The 16,223-nt window shown below is 40.4% G+C and carries 18 protein-coding genes; 16 read left to right on the top strand and 2 right to left on the bottom strand.

The annotated features are described in order from the left end of the window. Positions 1-10 precede the first annotated feature (10 nt). On the bottom strand, positions 11-559 hold the full coding sequence (locus RMA95_RS10850) for an NUDIX hydrolase (protein WP_002115876.1): 549 nt from the start codon (positions 557-559) through the stop codon (positions 11-13). A 114-nt stretch (positions 560-673) separates the two neighbouring features. Here RMA95_RS10850 and RMA95_RS10845 point away from each other — a divergent pair, with 114 nt between their 5' ends. The 6 genes from RMA95_RS10845 (at position 674) to fghA (ending at position 5,853) form a co-directional block, all read left to right on the top strand. After that, positions 674-1,300, top strand: a complete 627-nt coding sequence (locus RMA95_RS10845; RefSeq protein ID WP_311070498.1) for a CoA pyrophosphatase — start codon at positions 674-676, stop codon at positions 1,298-1,300. A 22-nt stretch (positions 1,301-1,322) separates the two neighbouring features. Further along, the gene (locus tag RMA95_RS10840; RefSeq protein WP_263614948.1) at positions 1,323-1,850 is read left to right on the top strand and encodes a gamma carbonic anhydrase family protein; all 528 of its coding nucleotides are present in this window, start codon (positions 1,323-1,325) and stop codon (positions 1,848-1,850) included. 132 nt (positions 1,851-1,982) lie between these two features. After that, positions 1,983-2,648 carry a tRNA (adenosine(37)-N6)-threonylcarbamoyltransferase complex dimerization subunit type 1 TsaB gene (gene tsaB, locus RMA95_RS10835; RefSeq protein WP_002050333.1) on the top strand — a complete coding sequence of 222 codons (666 nt, stop codon included), beginning with the start codon at positions 1,983-1,985 and terminating at the stop codon, positions 2,646-2,648. Positions 2,649-2,659: 11 nt separating this feature from the next. Continuing rightward, positions 2,660-3,451: a class I SAM-dependent methyltransferase gene (locus tag RMA95_RS10830; protein WP_002050362.1), complete on the top strand. Its 792-nt coding sequence runs from the start codon at positions 2,660-2,662 to the stop codon at positions 3,449-3,451. Positions 3,452-3,587: 136 nt separating this feature from the next. Then, positions 3,588-5,039, top strand: coding sequence for a C13 family peptidase (locus RMA95_RS10825; protein WP_002050332.1), 1,452 nt, complete (start codon positions 3,588-3,590; stop codon positions 5,037-5,039). After that, a complete protein-coding gene (gene fghA, locus RMA95_RS10820; protein WP_002050446.1) occupies positions 5,008-5,853 on the top strand; it encodes an S-formylglutathione hydrolase in 846 nt (281 codons plus the stop codon). Before RMA95_RS10825 ends, fghA begins: the two co-directional genes overlap by 32 nt. Positions 5,854-5,856: 3 nt before the next feature. On the opposite strand, the gene RMA95_RS10815 is transcribed toward fghA, so the two are convergent. Continuing rightward, positions 5,857-6,129, bottom strand: coding sequence for a DUF2218 domain-containing protein (locus RMA95_RS10815; protein ID WP_000843452.1), 273 nt, complete (start codon positions 6,127-6,129; stop codon positions 5,857-5,859). A gap of 184 nt (positions 6,130-6,313) precedes the next feature. Here RMA95_RS10815 and rpe point away from each other — a divergent pair, with 184 nt between their 5' ends. The 10 genes from rpe to nadA all read left to right on the top strand — a co-directional run bounded on the left by rpe (position 6,314) and on the right by nadA (position 16,027). Next, on the top strand, positions 6,314-7,000 hold the full coding sequence (gene rpe / locus RMA95_RS10810) for a ribulose-phosphate 3-epimerase (RefSeq protein WP_311070494.1): 687 nt from the start codon (positions 6,314-6,316) through the stop codon (positions 6,998-7,000). A 436-nt stretch (positions 7,001-7,436) separates the two neighbouring features. After that, positions 7,437-8,258: a Cof-type HAD-IIB family hydrolase gene (locus RMA95_RS10805; RefSeq protein ID WP_263612980.1), complete on the top strand. Its 822-nt coding sequence runs from the start codon at positions 7,437-7,439 to the stop codon at positions 8,256-8,258. 101 nt (positions 8,259-8,359) lie between these two features. Further along, the gene (locus RMA95_RS10800) at positions 8,360-8,752 is read left to right on the top strand and encodes a hypothetical protein (RefSeq protein WP_311070526.1); all 393 of its coding nucleotides are present in this window, start codon (positions 8,360-8,362) and stop codon (positions 8,750-8,752) included. A gap of 39 nt (positions 8,753-8,791) precedes the next feature. Next, entirely contained in the window at positions 8,792-10,732 is a 1,941-nt protein-coding gene (locus tag RMA95_RS10795; protein WP_311070491.1) for a copper resistance system multicopper oxidase, read from the top strand. Next, positions 10,719-11,474: a copper resistance protein B gene (locus RMA95_RS10790; protein ID WP_311070489.1), complete on the top strand. Its 756-nt coding sequence runs from the start codon at positions 10,719-10,721 to the stop codon at positions 11,472-11,474. The genes RMA95_RS10795 and RMA95_RS10790 overlap by 14 nt, the downstream gene beginning before the upstream one ends. A 28-nt stretch (positions 11,475-11,502) precedes the next feature. After that, complete coding sequence (locus RMA95_RS10785; RefSeq protein WP_311070487.1) at positions 11,503-12,507, top strand: cation diffusion facilitator family transporter; 1,005 nt, start codon at positions 11,503-11,505, stop codon at positions 12,505-12,507. A 141-nt stretch (positions 12,508-12,648) separates the two neighbouring features. Next, complete coding sequence (locus RMA95_RS10780) at positions 12,649-12,969, top strand: multidrug efflux SMR transporter (RefSeq protein ID WP_002050323.1); 321 nt, start codon at positions 12,649-12,651, stop codon at positions 12,967-12,969. An 11-nt stretch (positions 12,970-12,980) separates the two neighbouring features. After that, the gene (locus RMA95_RS10775) at positions 12,981-13,460 is read left to right on the top strand and encodes a methylated-DNA--[protein]-cysteine S-methyltransferase (RefSeq protein ID WP_100192885.1); all 480 of its coding nucleotides are present in this window, start codon (positions 12,981-12,983) and stop codon (positions 13,458-13,460) included. A gap of 136 nt (positions 13,461-13,596) precedes the next feature. Next, positions 13,597-14,817, top strand: a complete 1,221-nt coding sequence (gene argJ, locus RMA95_RS10770; protein WP_311070483.1) for a bifunctional glutamate N-acetyltransferase/amino-acid acetyltransferase ArgJ — start codon at positions 13,597-13,599, stop codon at positions 14,815-14,817. A gap of 145 nt (positions 14,818-14,962) precedes the next feature. Beyond that, the gene (gene nadA, locus RMA95_RS10765) at positions 14,963-16,027 is read left to right on the top strand and encodes a quinolinate synthase NadA (RefSeq protein ID WP_024433993.1); all 1,065 of its coding nucleotides are present in this window, start codon (positions 14,963-14,965) and stop codon (positions 16,025-16,027) included. The last annotated feature ends 196 nt before the right edge of the window (positions 16,028-16,223 follow it).

The raw sequence follows: 16,223 nt of genomic DNA, 5'->3' as shown, positions 1-16,223 counted from the left end.
ATCTAATTTATTAGCCTGTATGGTCTAAGCGAGTGCCTAGCGTTTCTAGGTGTGTTGGAAAAACTTGTTTTTTACGATCTTCAAAATAATGTCTTAAAGTGTGTTCAACACTAGGGAAGGCAAGTTCACCCCATGGAATTTCATGCTCTTCAAACAGACGACTCTCGATGCTTTCTTCACCTGCACCAAAAATTCCATCTTTCAGTTGTGCTTTGAAAAGTACATAAATTTGGCCAATACGAGGAATATTGTACATACAGTACAGTTGTTCTATTTCTATCTCGGCTTCTGCTTCTTCACGAGTTTCACGTGCTGCGCCTTGTTCCATGGTTTCGAACAATTCCATATAGCCAGCAGGCAAAGTCCACAAGCCATAACGAGGTTCAATTGCACGACGACAGAGGAGTACTTTGTCTTCCCATAACGCTAAGGCACCGCAGATTACTTTGGGGTTTTCATAGTGAATATTTCCACAATGAGTACAAACACGGCGTACTTTATGATCACCTAAAGGAATTTTTTGTTCGGTTTTATGCCCACACGCTACACAGAAACTCATAATTATCATCGAGTATAGAGATGACTCAGCATAACTGAATTTTTAGACTTACGCATCAACTCTATTCCCTAAGTTTTATTTTCAGATATGATGCAAAGAGAGACAGAATAATAGGTGAATGGTATGGAAGAGCACTTGCTAACACAAAAGTTACAGCAAAGATTGCGCTTTTCCACCCGCATACAAGAAGCACAAGCTGCGGTACTTATTGCGATTACAAATGAAAATAATCCTAAAGTACTACTCACACGCCGTTCAATACATATGAACAATCATGCGGGAGAGGTTTCTTTTCCGGGTGGAAAGCGTGACCCCAGTGATACCAGTAATATTGTTGTAGCGCTAAGAGAAGCTCAAGAAGAAACGGCCTTAAACCCGTTTGATGTGCAGTTGTTAGGTGATTTGCCGATGCAGCGCGCAAGAAGTGGGCTGTCTGTAAAACCGATTGTTGGGCTTATTCCACCAGAGGTTCATTTAATACCTCAGCCTACTGAAATTGATCGAATTTTCTTTGTGCCCTTACAGCAACTTATAGAGACGCGTCCGACACCATACGAAGTTCGATATACTCATCAGTCTTTGTATTTTCCAAGCTTGCAGATTGATAATGAAATTATTTGGGGTTTAACTGCTCGTATGTTGGTGGCTCTATTTAAATATGGATTAGGTTATCAAAAGGAATGGCCATTTTTACTCAACTCACCTACATTTGGAATGCCAAAATTTTCTCATAAAAAATAAAGATCAGGATTGATAAAGTATGATGTATAGCTATCAAGGACAGCACCCAAAAGCATTATATGAGCCATGGGATGGCTGGGTTGCTCCAACCGCAACGCTTATTGGACAAGTAGAATTAGGTCGTCAGGTCAGTATTTGGTTTGGAGCGGTAGTACGTGCTGATAACTGTGTCGTTCGGATTGGTAATTTTTCTAATATTCAAGAAAACTCGGTATTACATACCGATGCAGGCCTTGAACTAAATATTGGTGAATATGTCACGGTCGGACATAAAGTCATGCTGCATGGTTGTACGATTGGTGATAATAGCCTGATTGGTATGAACGCAGTCATTTTAAATCGAGCTGTAATTGGTAAAAACTGTATTATTGGCGCCAATGCCTTAATTCCTGAAGGAAAAGTGATTCCAGATAATTCAGTGGTAATGGGTTCACCAGGTAAAATTGTCAAAACTTTAGATGAAGATGGTGCGGCAAAAATACGGTTTAGTGCACTACATTATGCTGAGCACTTTAAAAGCTATGCCGATTTAAAAGAATTTCATTTTTAAATTTTCAGTAAGATATTTTCAATGCCAAGCACTTGCTTGGCGTTTTTATTTAGACAGGAACAACTCGCCTATCAGAGCCGAGTGGGGTATCATAACTTCCGTTTTTAATCTGATTCAATACTAAGGTTGTGCATGAAACTGCTGGCGTTGGAAACTGCAAATGAGCAATGTTCCATTTCATTAATCGATGAAACCCAAGAACTATTTTTCCAACTCGATACGCGAGCGAAAGCACAAACCCAGACCATTCTGCCAATGATTGAGCAAGGGTTGCAACAAACCGAACTTGACGTAGCTGGTTTAGATGCAATTGCCTTTAGTCGAGGGCCAGGTTCTTTTAGTGGTGTTCGAATTAATGCTGCTGTTGCTCAGGCATTAGCTTGGTCACAAGATTTACCAGTGGTTCCAGTTTCTACCTTGCAAGCTCTCGCACAGGCGGCTTACCGACTTGAAGGTTTAGAACAGGTGACTGCGGTACTCGATGCACGTATGAACGAAGTTTACATTGCAAGTTTTGTTCTAGATGAGCAAGGCATCATGCAGTGTATCGATGAAGAAAAATTAATGAACTACGAGCAAGCGGCTGCTTATGCAAAGCATTGCTTAATTGGTTCAGGTGCTAAGCTTCTTCAAGCCGATGCAGAGCATCAAACAATCACTGCCACTGCACAAGACATTGCTTCGATTGCACGTGTCTATGCCACGCAAAAGCAGTGGGTTGATGCAGAACATGCTTTACCGGTTTACTTGCGTGATGATGCGTGGAAAAAAATAGCGGATCAGGGTAAAGCAAAGTAAAGGCACTACTCATGCATATATATTTTGAAGTAGATTTTCAAGAGCAAGCACAGCACTACCAAGCTGTGCTTTGTTCTAGAGGTGTGACTGCCGATTTACAGCCGATTGAAAAGCTTAATGCTCGTTTTTTACGTTTAAACCCTGACTTAGCGCTTTGTGTAGATGAAAACGGACTTTGGTTATCTGCAAATGGCATGAAAATGCAGCCTGACTGGAAAGCTGAAATTCCGCGTTTAAAACGTGCAAGTCTTAAATCAGAGATGATTGCTCGAGCTTGTCAGTTGGGTGAAAAACCAGTACTTGTAGACGCAACAGCGGGTTTAGGCCATGACAGCTTACTTATGGCGTATTTAGGTGCTCAAATTCAGCTTGTTGAACGCCATCCGATTTTATTTACTTTACTTGAAGATTCAAAAGCTCAAGCACTGCACGATCCATTTTTAAATCAATTTATGGAACGTATTCAACTGATCTTTGCTGACTCTGCAAGCTATTTACAGGAATTACATCAAGAAGCAAAAACGGTTGATGTGGTTTACCTTGACCCGATGTTCCCACAGCGCGACCAGAACCAACAAGCGATTAAAAAACAAGCCCAAGTCAAAAAGCAAATGCAGCTTTTGCATTTACTTTTACCAGAACATGGAGAAATGGATTTAGGCGATAATTTGCTTGAGTTGGCTCAGAAAGTTGCCAAGCGAGTGATTGTGAAACGTCCAAGACATGCTGTTTTTTTAGCAAATCAAGAGCCAGCCCATCAGTGGCAGGGGGATGCTTGTCGTTTTGATGCTTACTTTCAGTAAGCTTATGTAAGGTTAAGTTTTATTGCTTGAATAATGCACAAATATATGTGATATAGTTCAAAAGCATGATTGCTAAAATTCTTAGCAGGCATACACTTATGGTGCCTGACAAAAACGAAATTTTTGAAACCTTTTTATGATTGATCTCAAACCTTCCATTAACTTTTGGCATGATTTTAAAAGTAACCAGCTTGCCGGAATGTGGTTATTTTTGGGGTCAAGACGTTCCTTACAGATCGTACATCCCTCTATTCTTCAGCTTATTGTTTGGGGAATATTAGGCGGATGTACCAACTCGCTTTATAGCTGGCTTGTTGCCGGTCAAACGGGTGACTTTAACTCGCAAGGCTTAATTGGATACGCGCTCTGGCCTTTTATTGCGCTTATTGTTGGTATTTTTCTATCACAGCGTATTAATCAGCCGCGTCTAATGTTAGTTCCAGCTTTGCTTTGGCTGGTTCTAGATACCAATATTTTATTAATCCAATGTTTAATTCAATATTTGGGTTCTAACGGTTACCTAAACTTTATTCCCGATGCTATTTATAACGGTATTTTACCAAGCCTATTTGTGGCACTTTTTGTATGGCAAAGTTTAGCTGTCATTTGGGTTTTCTCACGTGAGCTCAAGTGGCCGTGGTGGGAGCGGGCATTGGTTATGGTTGCAACTATTGCGACCATGGTGGTCTGGCAGCTTTCTGTAAAAGATCAGCCTATTTGGAAAGTAGAAGACTCTCCACCTACGTTTGCCGAAGATGCCTTTTATGCACAAAGCAAGTTACTTCATGATGCCTTAGAACAGGTTCAATATGGTGAAGTGGCTAAAAGCCATTGGTATTTCTTGGGTGTGGCGGGCGATAGTTACCAAGACGTTTTCAAGTCGGAAGTGGTCCGTATTAAAGAACAATTCGATACACGTTTCGGTACAGTTGGGCGTTCAATGATGCTGGTCAATAACCCAGATACTCGAACTGAAATCCCGATTGCATCTAAAACCAGTATAGAGTTGGCTCTACGCCGTATGGGCCAACAAATGAACCGTGATAGTGATGTGCTGTTCTTATACATGACATCGCACGGTGAACAAAACCATTTTGAAATTGAAAATGCACCTCTAGATTTGGGGCAAGTCGATCCGAAATGGTTACGTGAAACACTCGATAAAGCTGGTATTCGTTGGCGTGTGATTGTCATTTCTGCTTGTTATTCAGGAAGTTTTATTCCTGCTTTACAGTCACCAGATACTTTAATTATTACTGCATCTGCGGCAGACAAAACCTCTTTTGGATGTAATAACGAAGCTGACTATACTTATTTTGGACGAGCTTTCTTTGACTTGGCAATGCGAGAGCAATCTTCAATGAAAGATTCGTTTAATGCTGCCAAGCAAACCGTGACCAAATGGGAAGTAGCTCAAGGTGTAGACCCTTCAGAGCCGCAATGGATGATTGGTAAGAATATGGAACTTATGCTACCTCAGTTGGAAAAATATCTTTTCCCGCAGCAAAGTACAGGTAGTGTAAATATTGCTCAAACACAAACAGAGGCTAAAAACGATGCAACTCCTGCAAAAAAACCGCTGCTTTGAAGGTGAGCAGCGTATCTACCAGTTGGATTCTCAATTATTAAAAGGGTCTACTAAGTTTGGTATCTATTTGCCACCTGCTGCATTAGAAGGTAAACCATGTTCTACATTGTTTTACTTGGCGGGTTTAACGTGTACTGAGGAAACCTTTGCCATTAAAGCACATGCACAGCATATGGCAGCTCAGCTTAGTCTTATATTGATTACGCCTGATACTTCACCTCGTGGTGAACAGGTAACAGCTGGTGACAATTGGGATCTAGGACAAGGTGCAGGTTTTTATATCAATGCTACGCAAGCGCCTTGGTCTGAACACTATCAGATGGAAAGCTATTTAATTGATGAGTTATATCCACTCATTTTAAAAAGTTTTCCAGTAAATGCTCAGCAAGTTGGTGTCTTTGGACATTCGATGGGCGGTCATGGTGCATTAACTTTGGCTTTTAAATATCCAGAGAAATTTAAGTCAGTCTCTGCTTTTGCACCGATCTGTGCACCAACTGATTGTGCATGGGGTGAAAAAGCATTTAGCCATTATTTAGGTGCAGATCGTGAGAGCTGGTTGGACCATGATGCCACAGCTTTAGTCTTAAAAAATGGTGCAGTTTTTAGCGAAATTTTGGTGGACCAGGGATTGGATGATCAATTTTATGAACAACTTCACCCTGAAAAATTTAAGCAAGCATGTTTAAAGGCAGGACAGCCTTTAACTTTAAGACAACATGCGGGCTATGATCATGGCTATTATTTTATCCAGACCTTTATGGATGAGCATTTGCAGTTTCATGCAATCCAGTTGGAAAAAGTCGCTGGCTAATAATTAGTGCTGCCATTCCACCTGAAATTCTTGTTGAGCCATACGGTTTAGATGATCAAGGACAACTTTTTCCAAGTGGTCATGGTCATCTAACTGGCTATCAATAGCAACATTTAATTGCTCTGTTTCTGGTGCAAGCGTAATGGTTGCTGTAGGCATTAAGATTTTAAAATCTTGCTCAGTTTCTTGTACTTCAAACTTATGTTTCCAATGATTAACTAGACGTTTTGCAATGCGTTTTCCATCGTTTGTTAATAGATGAGTCGTACTTTTCATTATCAATCCTCACATTGGTTTAATGTACCTTAACAAATTCGTTTGGCACTTGGCATTCTATAGTAGCAACGTTACGTTGCAAGTTTGAAATGTTGTCAATTAAACAAGGAAGGGCGGGCTAAGTAGGTTCTTTTTTGTTATAATTTCTAACCTCTCCTTAAACTTCTAGCCAGGTCATCCACCTATGTCCAAGCCTTATTTGATTGCTCCTTCTATTTTATCTGCCGATTTTGCTCGTTTAGGCGAAGATGTAGACAAAGTGTTAGCTGCAGGTGCAGATGTAGTGCATTTTGACGTGATGGATAATCACTATGTTCCAAACTTAACTTTTGGTGTTGGTGTATGTAAGGCTCTAAAAAACTATGGTGTTAAAGCTCCAATTGATGTGCATTTAATGGTGTCTCCAGTTGATCGTATTATTGGTGATTTCCTAGAAGCAGGCGCTGATATTATTACTTTCCACCCAGAAGCATCTCACCACATCGATCGTTCATTACAACTTATTAAGTCTGGTGGTGCTAAAGCAGGTTTAGTCTTTAACCCAGCAACGCCATTACACCATTTAGATTACGTGCTTGATAAAGTTGACCAAATTTTAATAATGAGTGTAAACCCTGGCTTTGGTGGACAAAAGTTCATTCCAATGACTTTAGAGAAATTACGTGCAGCGCGCAAAATTATCGATGCAAGTGGCCGTGATATCCGTTTAGAAGTTGACGGTGGTGTTGGCCCAGCAAATATTCGTGAAATTGCAGAAGCGGGTGCCGATATGTTTGTTGCTGGTTCAGCTATTTTTGGTCAACCAGATTATAAAGTTGTAATTGATCAAATGCGTGCAGAGCTTGCTAAAGTAGGGACGAAAGAGGTTTAACAGCTTTTTTGTGCTTGGATAAGGTGAGATATGCTTTTCGCCACTCACAGCATAGCTGTTCGTCTTGCACTCGGGCAGCGATACTTAATCGCTGCTACCCCTCGTTCATGTGGATAACTTTGTTTATAACTGTATGGATAACTGTGTTGATAACCGTATGGATAAGGTGTTGGTAAAATAAACAAAATGAGATCAAACGTTTACTCTCTAAACAAAATATATGAAAAAAGAACGCTTTGGCGTTCTTTTTTTATGCGTATTGAATATTTTATTGTCTGGTTTTTTATTAAGCTTTGCTAAAAAATAACCTGTGCAAAAAACGAGATGAGGCTGTATAAAACTTTTAAAAACTTATAGAGAGAAAACTGTAAAAGTGTCATGAAAAGTAAAGCTAAATTTGTTTTAATAAGATTTTAGTAAGAGACCTAGATCATTAATGACAGTAAAAATTTTAGCGGTAGATATGGATGGGACTTTTCTTAATTCTAAGAAGCAGTACAACAAAGCACGTTTTTTAAAACAGTATGAACAATTAAAACAAAATAACATTCATTTTGTGGTGGCTAGTGGCAACCAACTTGCAAAGCTTGTGACCTATTTTCCAGAAATTAATCATGAAATTGCTTTTATTGCGGAAAATGGCGCACATGTTGTAGATGCTGGACAAGAACTCGCTTTTGCCCATTTAAGCAAAGAACAATTTAGTAATATTCTAAAAGCGATTGACCCTGCGTATACCTCGACTATGGTGATCTGTGGGAAACAGAGTGCTTATGTGCATAGCAGCATGAACGCAGAGGACTACGCTAAAGTCGCTCGATATTTTGAGAAGCTGACAGTTATCGATGACTTTTATTCGTTAGATGACTTGGTGTGTAAAATTACTTTTACTGCTCAGGAAAGCGAAAGTTTTGCAATTTTTGAGCATTTTCAGAAGCAAAGTTTTGTAGCAGATAAAGTTTTAGTGCCTGTTTCTAGTGGTTTTGGTTTTATCGATTTAATTCTTCCTGATCAGCATAAAGCGCATGGTTTGAAGCTATTACTACAAAAATGGCAGATTGAGCCTAATCAGGTGGTGGCGATAGGTGATAACAATAATGATATTCAGATGATTAAAGCAGTCGGTTATGGTTTTGCTGTTGAAAATGCTGTTCAAGCTTTAAAAGCAGTGGCACCTTATGCAACTGTAAGTAATGAACAAGAAGGTGCACTAGATGTGATTGATTTAGTCCTTCAGCATCAACCTCCGTTTGCTTAATGACCGTAAAAACAATCAATTAAGATGTAAAATTGTATCTGATTTAAAACTTGGTTATGCTAATACACCATAGATAAATGGATTGCTCAAGGCAATAAATGATGACACTGCAACACTTACGCAAGTATGCTTGGTTTGTGTTCCTAATGACTTTGGTCGTTGGGTGGAGTGGTGTGTCTGTTGCTCAGATGCCTATGCAGCATGATCTTCATACGATGCCATGTCATAGTAAGCAAATGACACATCATACTATGCAGGGTCAAGCTGATGATCAGGCGATGTGCCATCAATCTATGGTGAAAGTTTCTCAACATGGTGAACACTGCCAAGACTGTAACCCAGTCCATTGTCAGATGCTGAATCTGGCTTTGCAGCAAGCTGTACCAGACGTTGAAACATCATTTATTCCTATTTCATCTCAATTTAGTAGTGTTTATCAGGCTCAGCATTTAGCCGGATACTGGCAAGAAATTTTACGTCCTCCAAAAGCTTAATCCTTTCTTACTTATTTTTTAGTTCAAAGGATTACAGCAATGTCTCATAAAACAATTAGCAGCCTCGTCGCTGTATTTGGTCTATTGGTTTCACCATGGACCCTCGCGGCAATTAAGGAATATCACCTTAATATTAATGAACAACAGGTCAATATTACTGGTCAGCCGCTCAAACGAATTACCGTAAATGGAAAATTTACAGCCCCACTTCTTGAGTTTGAGGAAGGGGATGAGGCTGTTATTCATGTTCATAACCAATTAAAGAATCAAGATACGTCTTTGCATTGGCATGGGTTGTTACTGCCAGGGTTAATGGATGGTGTACCGGGTTTTAATAATTTCAAAGGAATCGCGCCAAACGGAGATTTTGTTTACCGCTTTAAGGTGAAGCAAAATGGTACTTATTGGTATCACGCGCATAGTAAAGGCCAAGAGCAAGATGGTTTATATGGGCCACTCGTAATTTACCCCAAAGGGAAAATACCAGTTGCGGCGCATGAAAAAACTGATCGTGATTATGTAGTGATGCTTTCAGATTTTCATAACTCTTCTAGCGATAGTATTTTAAAGAATTTAAAGAAATCTGCTGAGTATTATCAAAACCGCCGTGAAACCGTATCTGATGTGTGGAAGCAAGTTAAAGCACAAGGCTTAAAGGCAACTTGGCAAGATCGTTCCATGTGGAATCAGATGCGGATGTTAAAAACCGATATGTCTGATGTGACGGGTTATACCTTCTTAGTTAATGGCAAGACACCAGAGCAAAATTGGACAGGTAATTTTAAAGCTGGAGATAAGGTTCGATTACGATTTATTAATGCATCAGCAATGTCATTTTTTGATGTCAGAATTCCAAATTTGAAAATGACTGTTGTGAGTGCAGACGGACAGCCAGTGAAGCCTGTAGCAATTGACGAGTTTCGTATTGGTACAGCCGAAACCTACGATGTCATTGTAGAACCTAAACAAGCAAATTATCAGATTGAAGCAGAGTCTATTGATCGTAGTGGTTTTGCTATCGGCACTTTGCACAATGAAAATGCGCAAGCTGTAGGGCCAATTCAAATGCCACAGCCGCGTCCGCGTGCTTTATTAACCATGGACGATATGGGCATGAATCATGGTAGTGGAAGTGATGAACATGCTGGCCATCAAATGAATATGCAACATGACATGCCATCAATGCCTGAAATGAAAAAAGAGGCTGTTCAAAATAGTGCTAACCATCATCATGCAATGATGAACATGGATCATGACATGAAAAATATGTCATCTGAAGAACATGATCACTCTATGATGCAAATGAAGCACGATATGTCGGCTATGCCTGAAATGAAACATGATATGCAGGCAATGTCGTCTAGCGAACATGACCACGCTATGATGAATATGAAGCATGAGATGCCATCTCAATCTGAGAATAAGACTAAAAATGATGAGTCCGTTTATGGCTGGGCAAATGCTTCAACACCAGCAGGTATGAAAGCACTGCAATATAGTGATTTGCAGTCTTTAACACCGCAGCCAGATACTCGTGCGCCCGAGCGTGAATTAGTAATTCATTTGGGTGGCAACATGGAGCGTTATATCTGGACCATTAATGGTAAGAAATTTAACGAAGCTGAACCATTACAAGTTAAATATGGCGAACGTATTCGCTTGAAGTTCGTGAATGACAGCATGATGGCCCATCCAATGCATTTACATGGCATGTTCATGCAATTGGAAAATGGCCAACAAGCTGAAAACTTACCAAATAAACATACCGTTATTGTTCCACCCGGAAAAACCGTGACTGCGTTGTTGACAGCCGATGCCTTGGGGGAATGGGCGATTCATTGTCATTTGCTCTATCACATGAGTGCGGGAATGATGAATAAGTTGATTGTTGCTCAAGTAAATAACAGCCAACAACCACCTCAATCACAGCCAACCGTTCAATCTGAAAATGAGAAAGGAGCTAGTCATGCGCATCACTAAGTTATTTTCTCAAATGATCTGTTGCGGTGCTTTCTCGGGTATATCTGTATTTACTTTTGCTCAAGAACCTTTAACACACGATCATTTACGTGAACATGGCGGACAGATCTATCAAGCAACAAAAATTGATACTGGCTGGACTCAAAATGAAGAGGGTGAAGGCAGTTTTTCTTCTGAATTGGAAAGCTGGGTGGGAACGGATGAAAATAAATTGTTCATTAAAGCCCATGTTGAAAAGGCCGAGTCGGAAGATGCCAATTATGGCGGTTCAGTACTTTATAGCCGAAATTTAGCCAACTATTGGGATGTACAGGCTGGCGTAAACTACGAGCGTTTACAACGGGAAGACGAAAAGCAAGATCGCTGGGCTGGTGTAGTGGGCTTACACGGCATGGCACCTTACTTTTTTGAAACCGATGCTTATCTTTACGCAGGTGAAGATCAACTATGGAAGTTAAGTTTGGAAACGGAAAGGGACTTACTCTTTACCCAAAAGTTGATTGGTAAACCCTATTTAAAAGCAGATGTTGTTTTACAAGATGAATCTCGCTATGCCAGTAAAACGGGGCTATCGAGTTTACAGGCAGGTTTTCAAACCCGTTATGAAATCAATAAAAAGGTCATGCCATTTGTTGATATTGGTTACGGCTATGAAAAAGGTTTAAAACAAACTGCTTGGCAAACTGGAACCGACTCTGAACATGGTTGGTATTATGGAGCTGGGTTAACACTTAAATTTTAATTACCGAACAAAAAGTAAGCTTAATGACATGCCATTGGTTTATACTGATGGCATTGTTTTTTGTGTCAGTTATGGTGCAAAGATGGCTTTAGAAAAACAAGAGAATCAAATAAATGTAAATAAAAGCTGTTCAAGCTGTGGGTGCTCAAGCGTAGCAACTCAGGACTATTCTATGCCGAGTGAACCTATGGCGAATAAAATCCAATGGGTGAGTTATTACCATATCCCTCACATGGATTGCGCAGCAGAAGAGCAAATGGTGCGAATGGCTTTAGCACCTTATGCTGAACATATTCAAGAACTTGAATTTGATTTACCTACTCGTCATTTAGCGGTATATCACAGTAAAGAAGCTGAAAAAATTACCCAAAGCCTGCAACGCCTAGGTTTAGGGGCAGAGTTACAGCAAACCCAGCCTCACTATGAACCCGTTGAAAAGCCTAAAAAGGTACGTGCTAGCTCTTCAAACCATGCAGCACAAAAACAGGTTTTACAGTGGCTGTTACTCATTAATGCTGTGATGTTTTTCATCGAATTTATGGCGGGCATTATTGCGTCATCAACAGGGTTAATTGCTGACTCGCTCGATATGTTTGCCGATGCGGCAATTTATGGCATTGCTTTATTTGTGGTGGGTAAAAACCTCAATGCTCAATTAAAGGCTGCACATATTTCCGGATGGTTTCAGTTTGGCTTAGCCATCATTGTGTTAGTTGATGTATTGCGCCGTTTTATATACGGTAGTGAACCTGTTTCAATTCTCATGATTTTAATTGGTGGCTTAGCACTTGCGGCCAATATTAGTTGCCTTTATTTAATGAGAGACCATAAGGAGAGTGGCGCACATATGAAGGCGAGTTATATATTTTCTGCAAATGATGTCATCGTAAACTTAGGTGTCATTATTGCGGGAATATTGGTTGCAATCACAGGTTCTCGTTATCCTGATCTAATAATTGGGTTAATTATTGTTTTATTTGTTTTAAATGGTGCACGGAAAATCTTACAACTCAAAAATGAACAAGATTTATAGATTTACGGCGGACTTGAGTGCGAGTTTGCCTTCATTTTTTATTTTAAAGTAAACTGGGTCTTCACATACTGGAGGAACGACCTCCCCCATAATGGGTAATCATGTCAGGACGACCTGACACTATAAAAATTAGTGAATGTTATGGCTTGGGCTATTTTAATTTTAGCAGGTGTATTTGAAATCATTTGGGCATATTCTATGAAAATGTCTGAAGGTTTTACACGTTTAACCCCTAGTGTTATTACCGTAGTTTTTATGATTTTGAGTGTAGTTCTGCTTTCAATATCAATGAAAACTTTACCCCTTGGTACTGCTTATACGGTTTGGACAGGCATTGGTGCAATTGGATCATTTTTAGTGGGTATATTTTTTCTTAATGAACCTATTGGTGCGATGAGAATGATTGCCGCTGTATTGATTGTATCGGGACTGGTTCTAATGAAAATTTCGTCTCCATCTTAAAAGGATAAAGTATGTTGCTGTCTTATAAGTATATCAATTCGCCTGTTGGGCAATTAAAACTAGTTGCGAATGAAAATGCTTTGGTAGCAGTACTTTGGGACAATGAAAATCCAAAACGTGTTCGACTGGCAGAGCTAGTCGAACAAACTGAGCATCCAGTTTTATTAAAAACTGAACAACAATTAAAAGAATATTTTGAAGGCAAGCGCCGTGAATTTACATTGCCATTAGATTTTGAAGGTACAGCATTTCAAAAACAGGTGTGGGCGGCATTACTCAGCATTCCCTATGGTGAAACAAGAAGTTATAAAGAGATTGCTGTTCAAATTGGCAATGAAAAAGCCGTGCGTGCAGTAGGTGCTGCCAATGGTAAAAACCCAATTTCAATTATTGCACCTTGTCACCGAGTCATTGGGGCAGGGGGTGCCTTGGTCGGTTTTGCTGGTGGTCTTGATAAGAAAGATATTTTATTAAAATTAGAGCAAAAATAAGCTATTTTTAGCGCTCGATTTTTTCAGGCTTTTCTAATAAGCTGTCAACACTGATATTTCATGTAAAGCGGCTTTTCTTGCATCGCTATTTTCTGAAATATTAATCTTTTCATAACAAACTCTGGATGTTCTAAAAATGGCTGTCGGCGACGTAACAATGCCACAAATGCATGTGGTAAAAGGTGTAAAAATTGGCTCAACAGAAGCATATGTACGTTACCAAAACCGACGAGATTTAGTCATTTTTGAGTTTGCAGAAGGTTCAAATGTTGCGGGTGTATTTACCCAAAATGCGTTCTGTGCAGCACCTGTTCATGTATCGAAAGCTCATCTTGCTCAAGGTAATCCTCGTTATTTAGTGATTAATACAGGTAATGCCAATGCGGGTACTGGGCCTACAGGCTTAAAAAATGCCCAAGACACTTGCGCGAAGTTAGCTGAGCTTGCTGGTGTGAACAGTTTTGAAGTACTTCCGTTTTCTACGGGTGTGATTGGTGAGCAGCTTCCAATGGAACGTTTACTTGCTGGTCTTCAGCCTGCATTAAATAGCGTACAAGATGCTGCTTGGAATGATGCTGCAACTGGCATTATGACGACAGACACAGTGCCTAAAGGTGCATCTGAAAAATTTGAACTTGATGGCATTACTTATACCATGACAGGTATTAGTAAAGGCGCAGGCATGATTCGTCCAAACATGGCAACGATGCTGAGCTTTGTAGCTACAGATGCGCCTATTAGCCGCGATTTAGTACAAAAGCTATTAAAGACCACGGTTGAGCATTCATTTAACCGTATTACCATTGATGGTGACACTTCAACAAATGACTCTTGTATTTTTGTGGCGACTGGTCAGGCAGGTGGCACTGAAATTACATTAGAAAGCGATGCACGCTACGCAAAAGTATTAGAAGTGCTTGCTCGTGTCATGAACCGTTTAGCGCAGTTAATTATTCGTGATGGCGAAGGTGCAACGAAGTTTATTACTGTTGCTGTAGAGGGCGGCGGTAACATTCAGGAATGTTGTGACATTGCGTACAGCATTGCGCATTCACCACTCGTTAAAACCGCACTTTTCGCATCTGACCCGAACTGGGGTCGTATTTTAGCGGCAATTGGCTATGCTGGAGTGAAAGACTTAGACGTATCTAAAATTCAGGTGTGGCTAGACGACGTACAAATCTGTAAAGATGGTGGTGCGGCAGAGGACTATACCGAAGAAGCTGGTGCGTGCGTTATGGCACAAACCGAAATTACCATTCGTGTTGATTTAGGTCGCGGTCAAGCCAAGGACACAGTCTACACCTGTGACTTATCTTACGACTACGTCAAGATTAATGCAGATTACCGTTCGTAAATATTCAGTTATAATCAAGCCTCGACAAAGAGGCTTTTTTATTAGCCCCAACTTTTGATATTAAATGATTCAATCCGTAAATCATTTAAGCAGTAACGTTATATGCGAGCAGGTATGCCAGCATGAAGGATAGAGAAGACGTTTTATGAGTGATGCGACTTTAATTGCCAACGATGCAAAAAACATTGTACAAGCGCATTTAGACCGTTTAGGTGAGCCAAAAGACAACCGCCTAAGTGAAGAAGCAAAACAACAAAAGTTTGCACAGATCGAAGCAGAGCTCAAAAAACGTGATGCTGTCCTTGTTGCTCACTACTATTGCGATCCAGATGTACAAGAACTTGCTGAAAAAACAGGTGGATGCGTTTCTGACTCTTTAGAAATGGCTCGTTTCGGACGAGATCATGCTGCCTCTACACTGGTTGTGGCTGGTGTAAAGTTTATGGGAGAAACAGCTAAAATTCTGTCTCCTGAAAAAACAATTTTAATGCCAACACTTGAAGCAACCTGCTCACTCGACTTGGGTTGTCCAGTTGATGAGTTCACAGCATTTTGTGATCAGCACCCTGACCATACCGTAGTGGTTTATGCCAATACATCTGCTGCTGTTAAAGCACGTGCAGATTGGGTAGTGACTTCAAGCTGTGCTGTTGAAATTGTTGAGCACCTAGACAGCTTGGGCGAAAAAATTATTTGGGCACCAGATCAGCACTTAGGCCGCTATATTCAAAAGAAAACTGGCGCTGATATGTTGCTTTGGGATGGCGCATGTATTGTGCATGAAGAATTCCGTGCACGTGGCATTGCCAACATGAAAGCACTGTATCCAGATGCGGCTGTATTGGTACATCCTGAGTCACCAGAGTCGGTTGTAGAAATTGCCGATGCGGTAGGTAGTACTTCTCAACTTATTAAAGCTGCGCAGACTTTGCCAAATGAAAGACTCATTGTGGCAACTGACCGCGGTATTTTCTACAAAATGCAGCAAGCGGTACCAAATAAGATTTTAGTTGAAGCACCAACAGCGGGTGAGGGGGCAACTTGTCGTTCCTGTGCTCATTGTCCGTGGATGGCAATGAATGAACTCGACGGAATTTTAGAAGTTTTACAAAAAGGTGATCAGGAAATACACGTCGATCCAGCGCTTGCTGAACGTGCCAAAATGCCTTTAGATCGAATGTTAGCCTTTAGTGCATCGTTAAAACGTTAAAAAACCTCAAAATGCTTGTTAAATATACATTTGATAAGGATTTTTAACTTTTTTTGAGAATAGGTGTTGACGTCTGAGGGCGTCGCGCCTAGAATGCACACCGTACCGCACGATGTGCGATACAGCAAAAGCTGAGATAGATCGGAGCATAGCACAGCCTGGTAGTGCACCTGGTTTGGGACCAGGGGGTCGTAGG

Origin of the sequence: Acinetobacter sp. V110_1 (genome assembly GCF_031798975.1) — a bacterium.
Taxonomy (GTDB): domain Bacteria; phylum Pseudomonadota; class Gammaproteobacteria; order Pseudomonadales; family Moraxellaceae; genus Acinetobacter; species Acinetobacter nosocomialis_A.
Note: the sequence above shows the minus strand (reverse complement) of the source record. Positions and strands in the feature narration are given on the sequence as shown.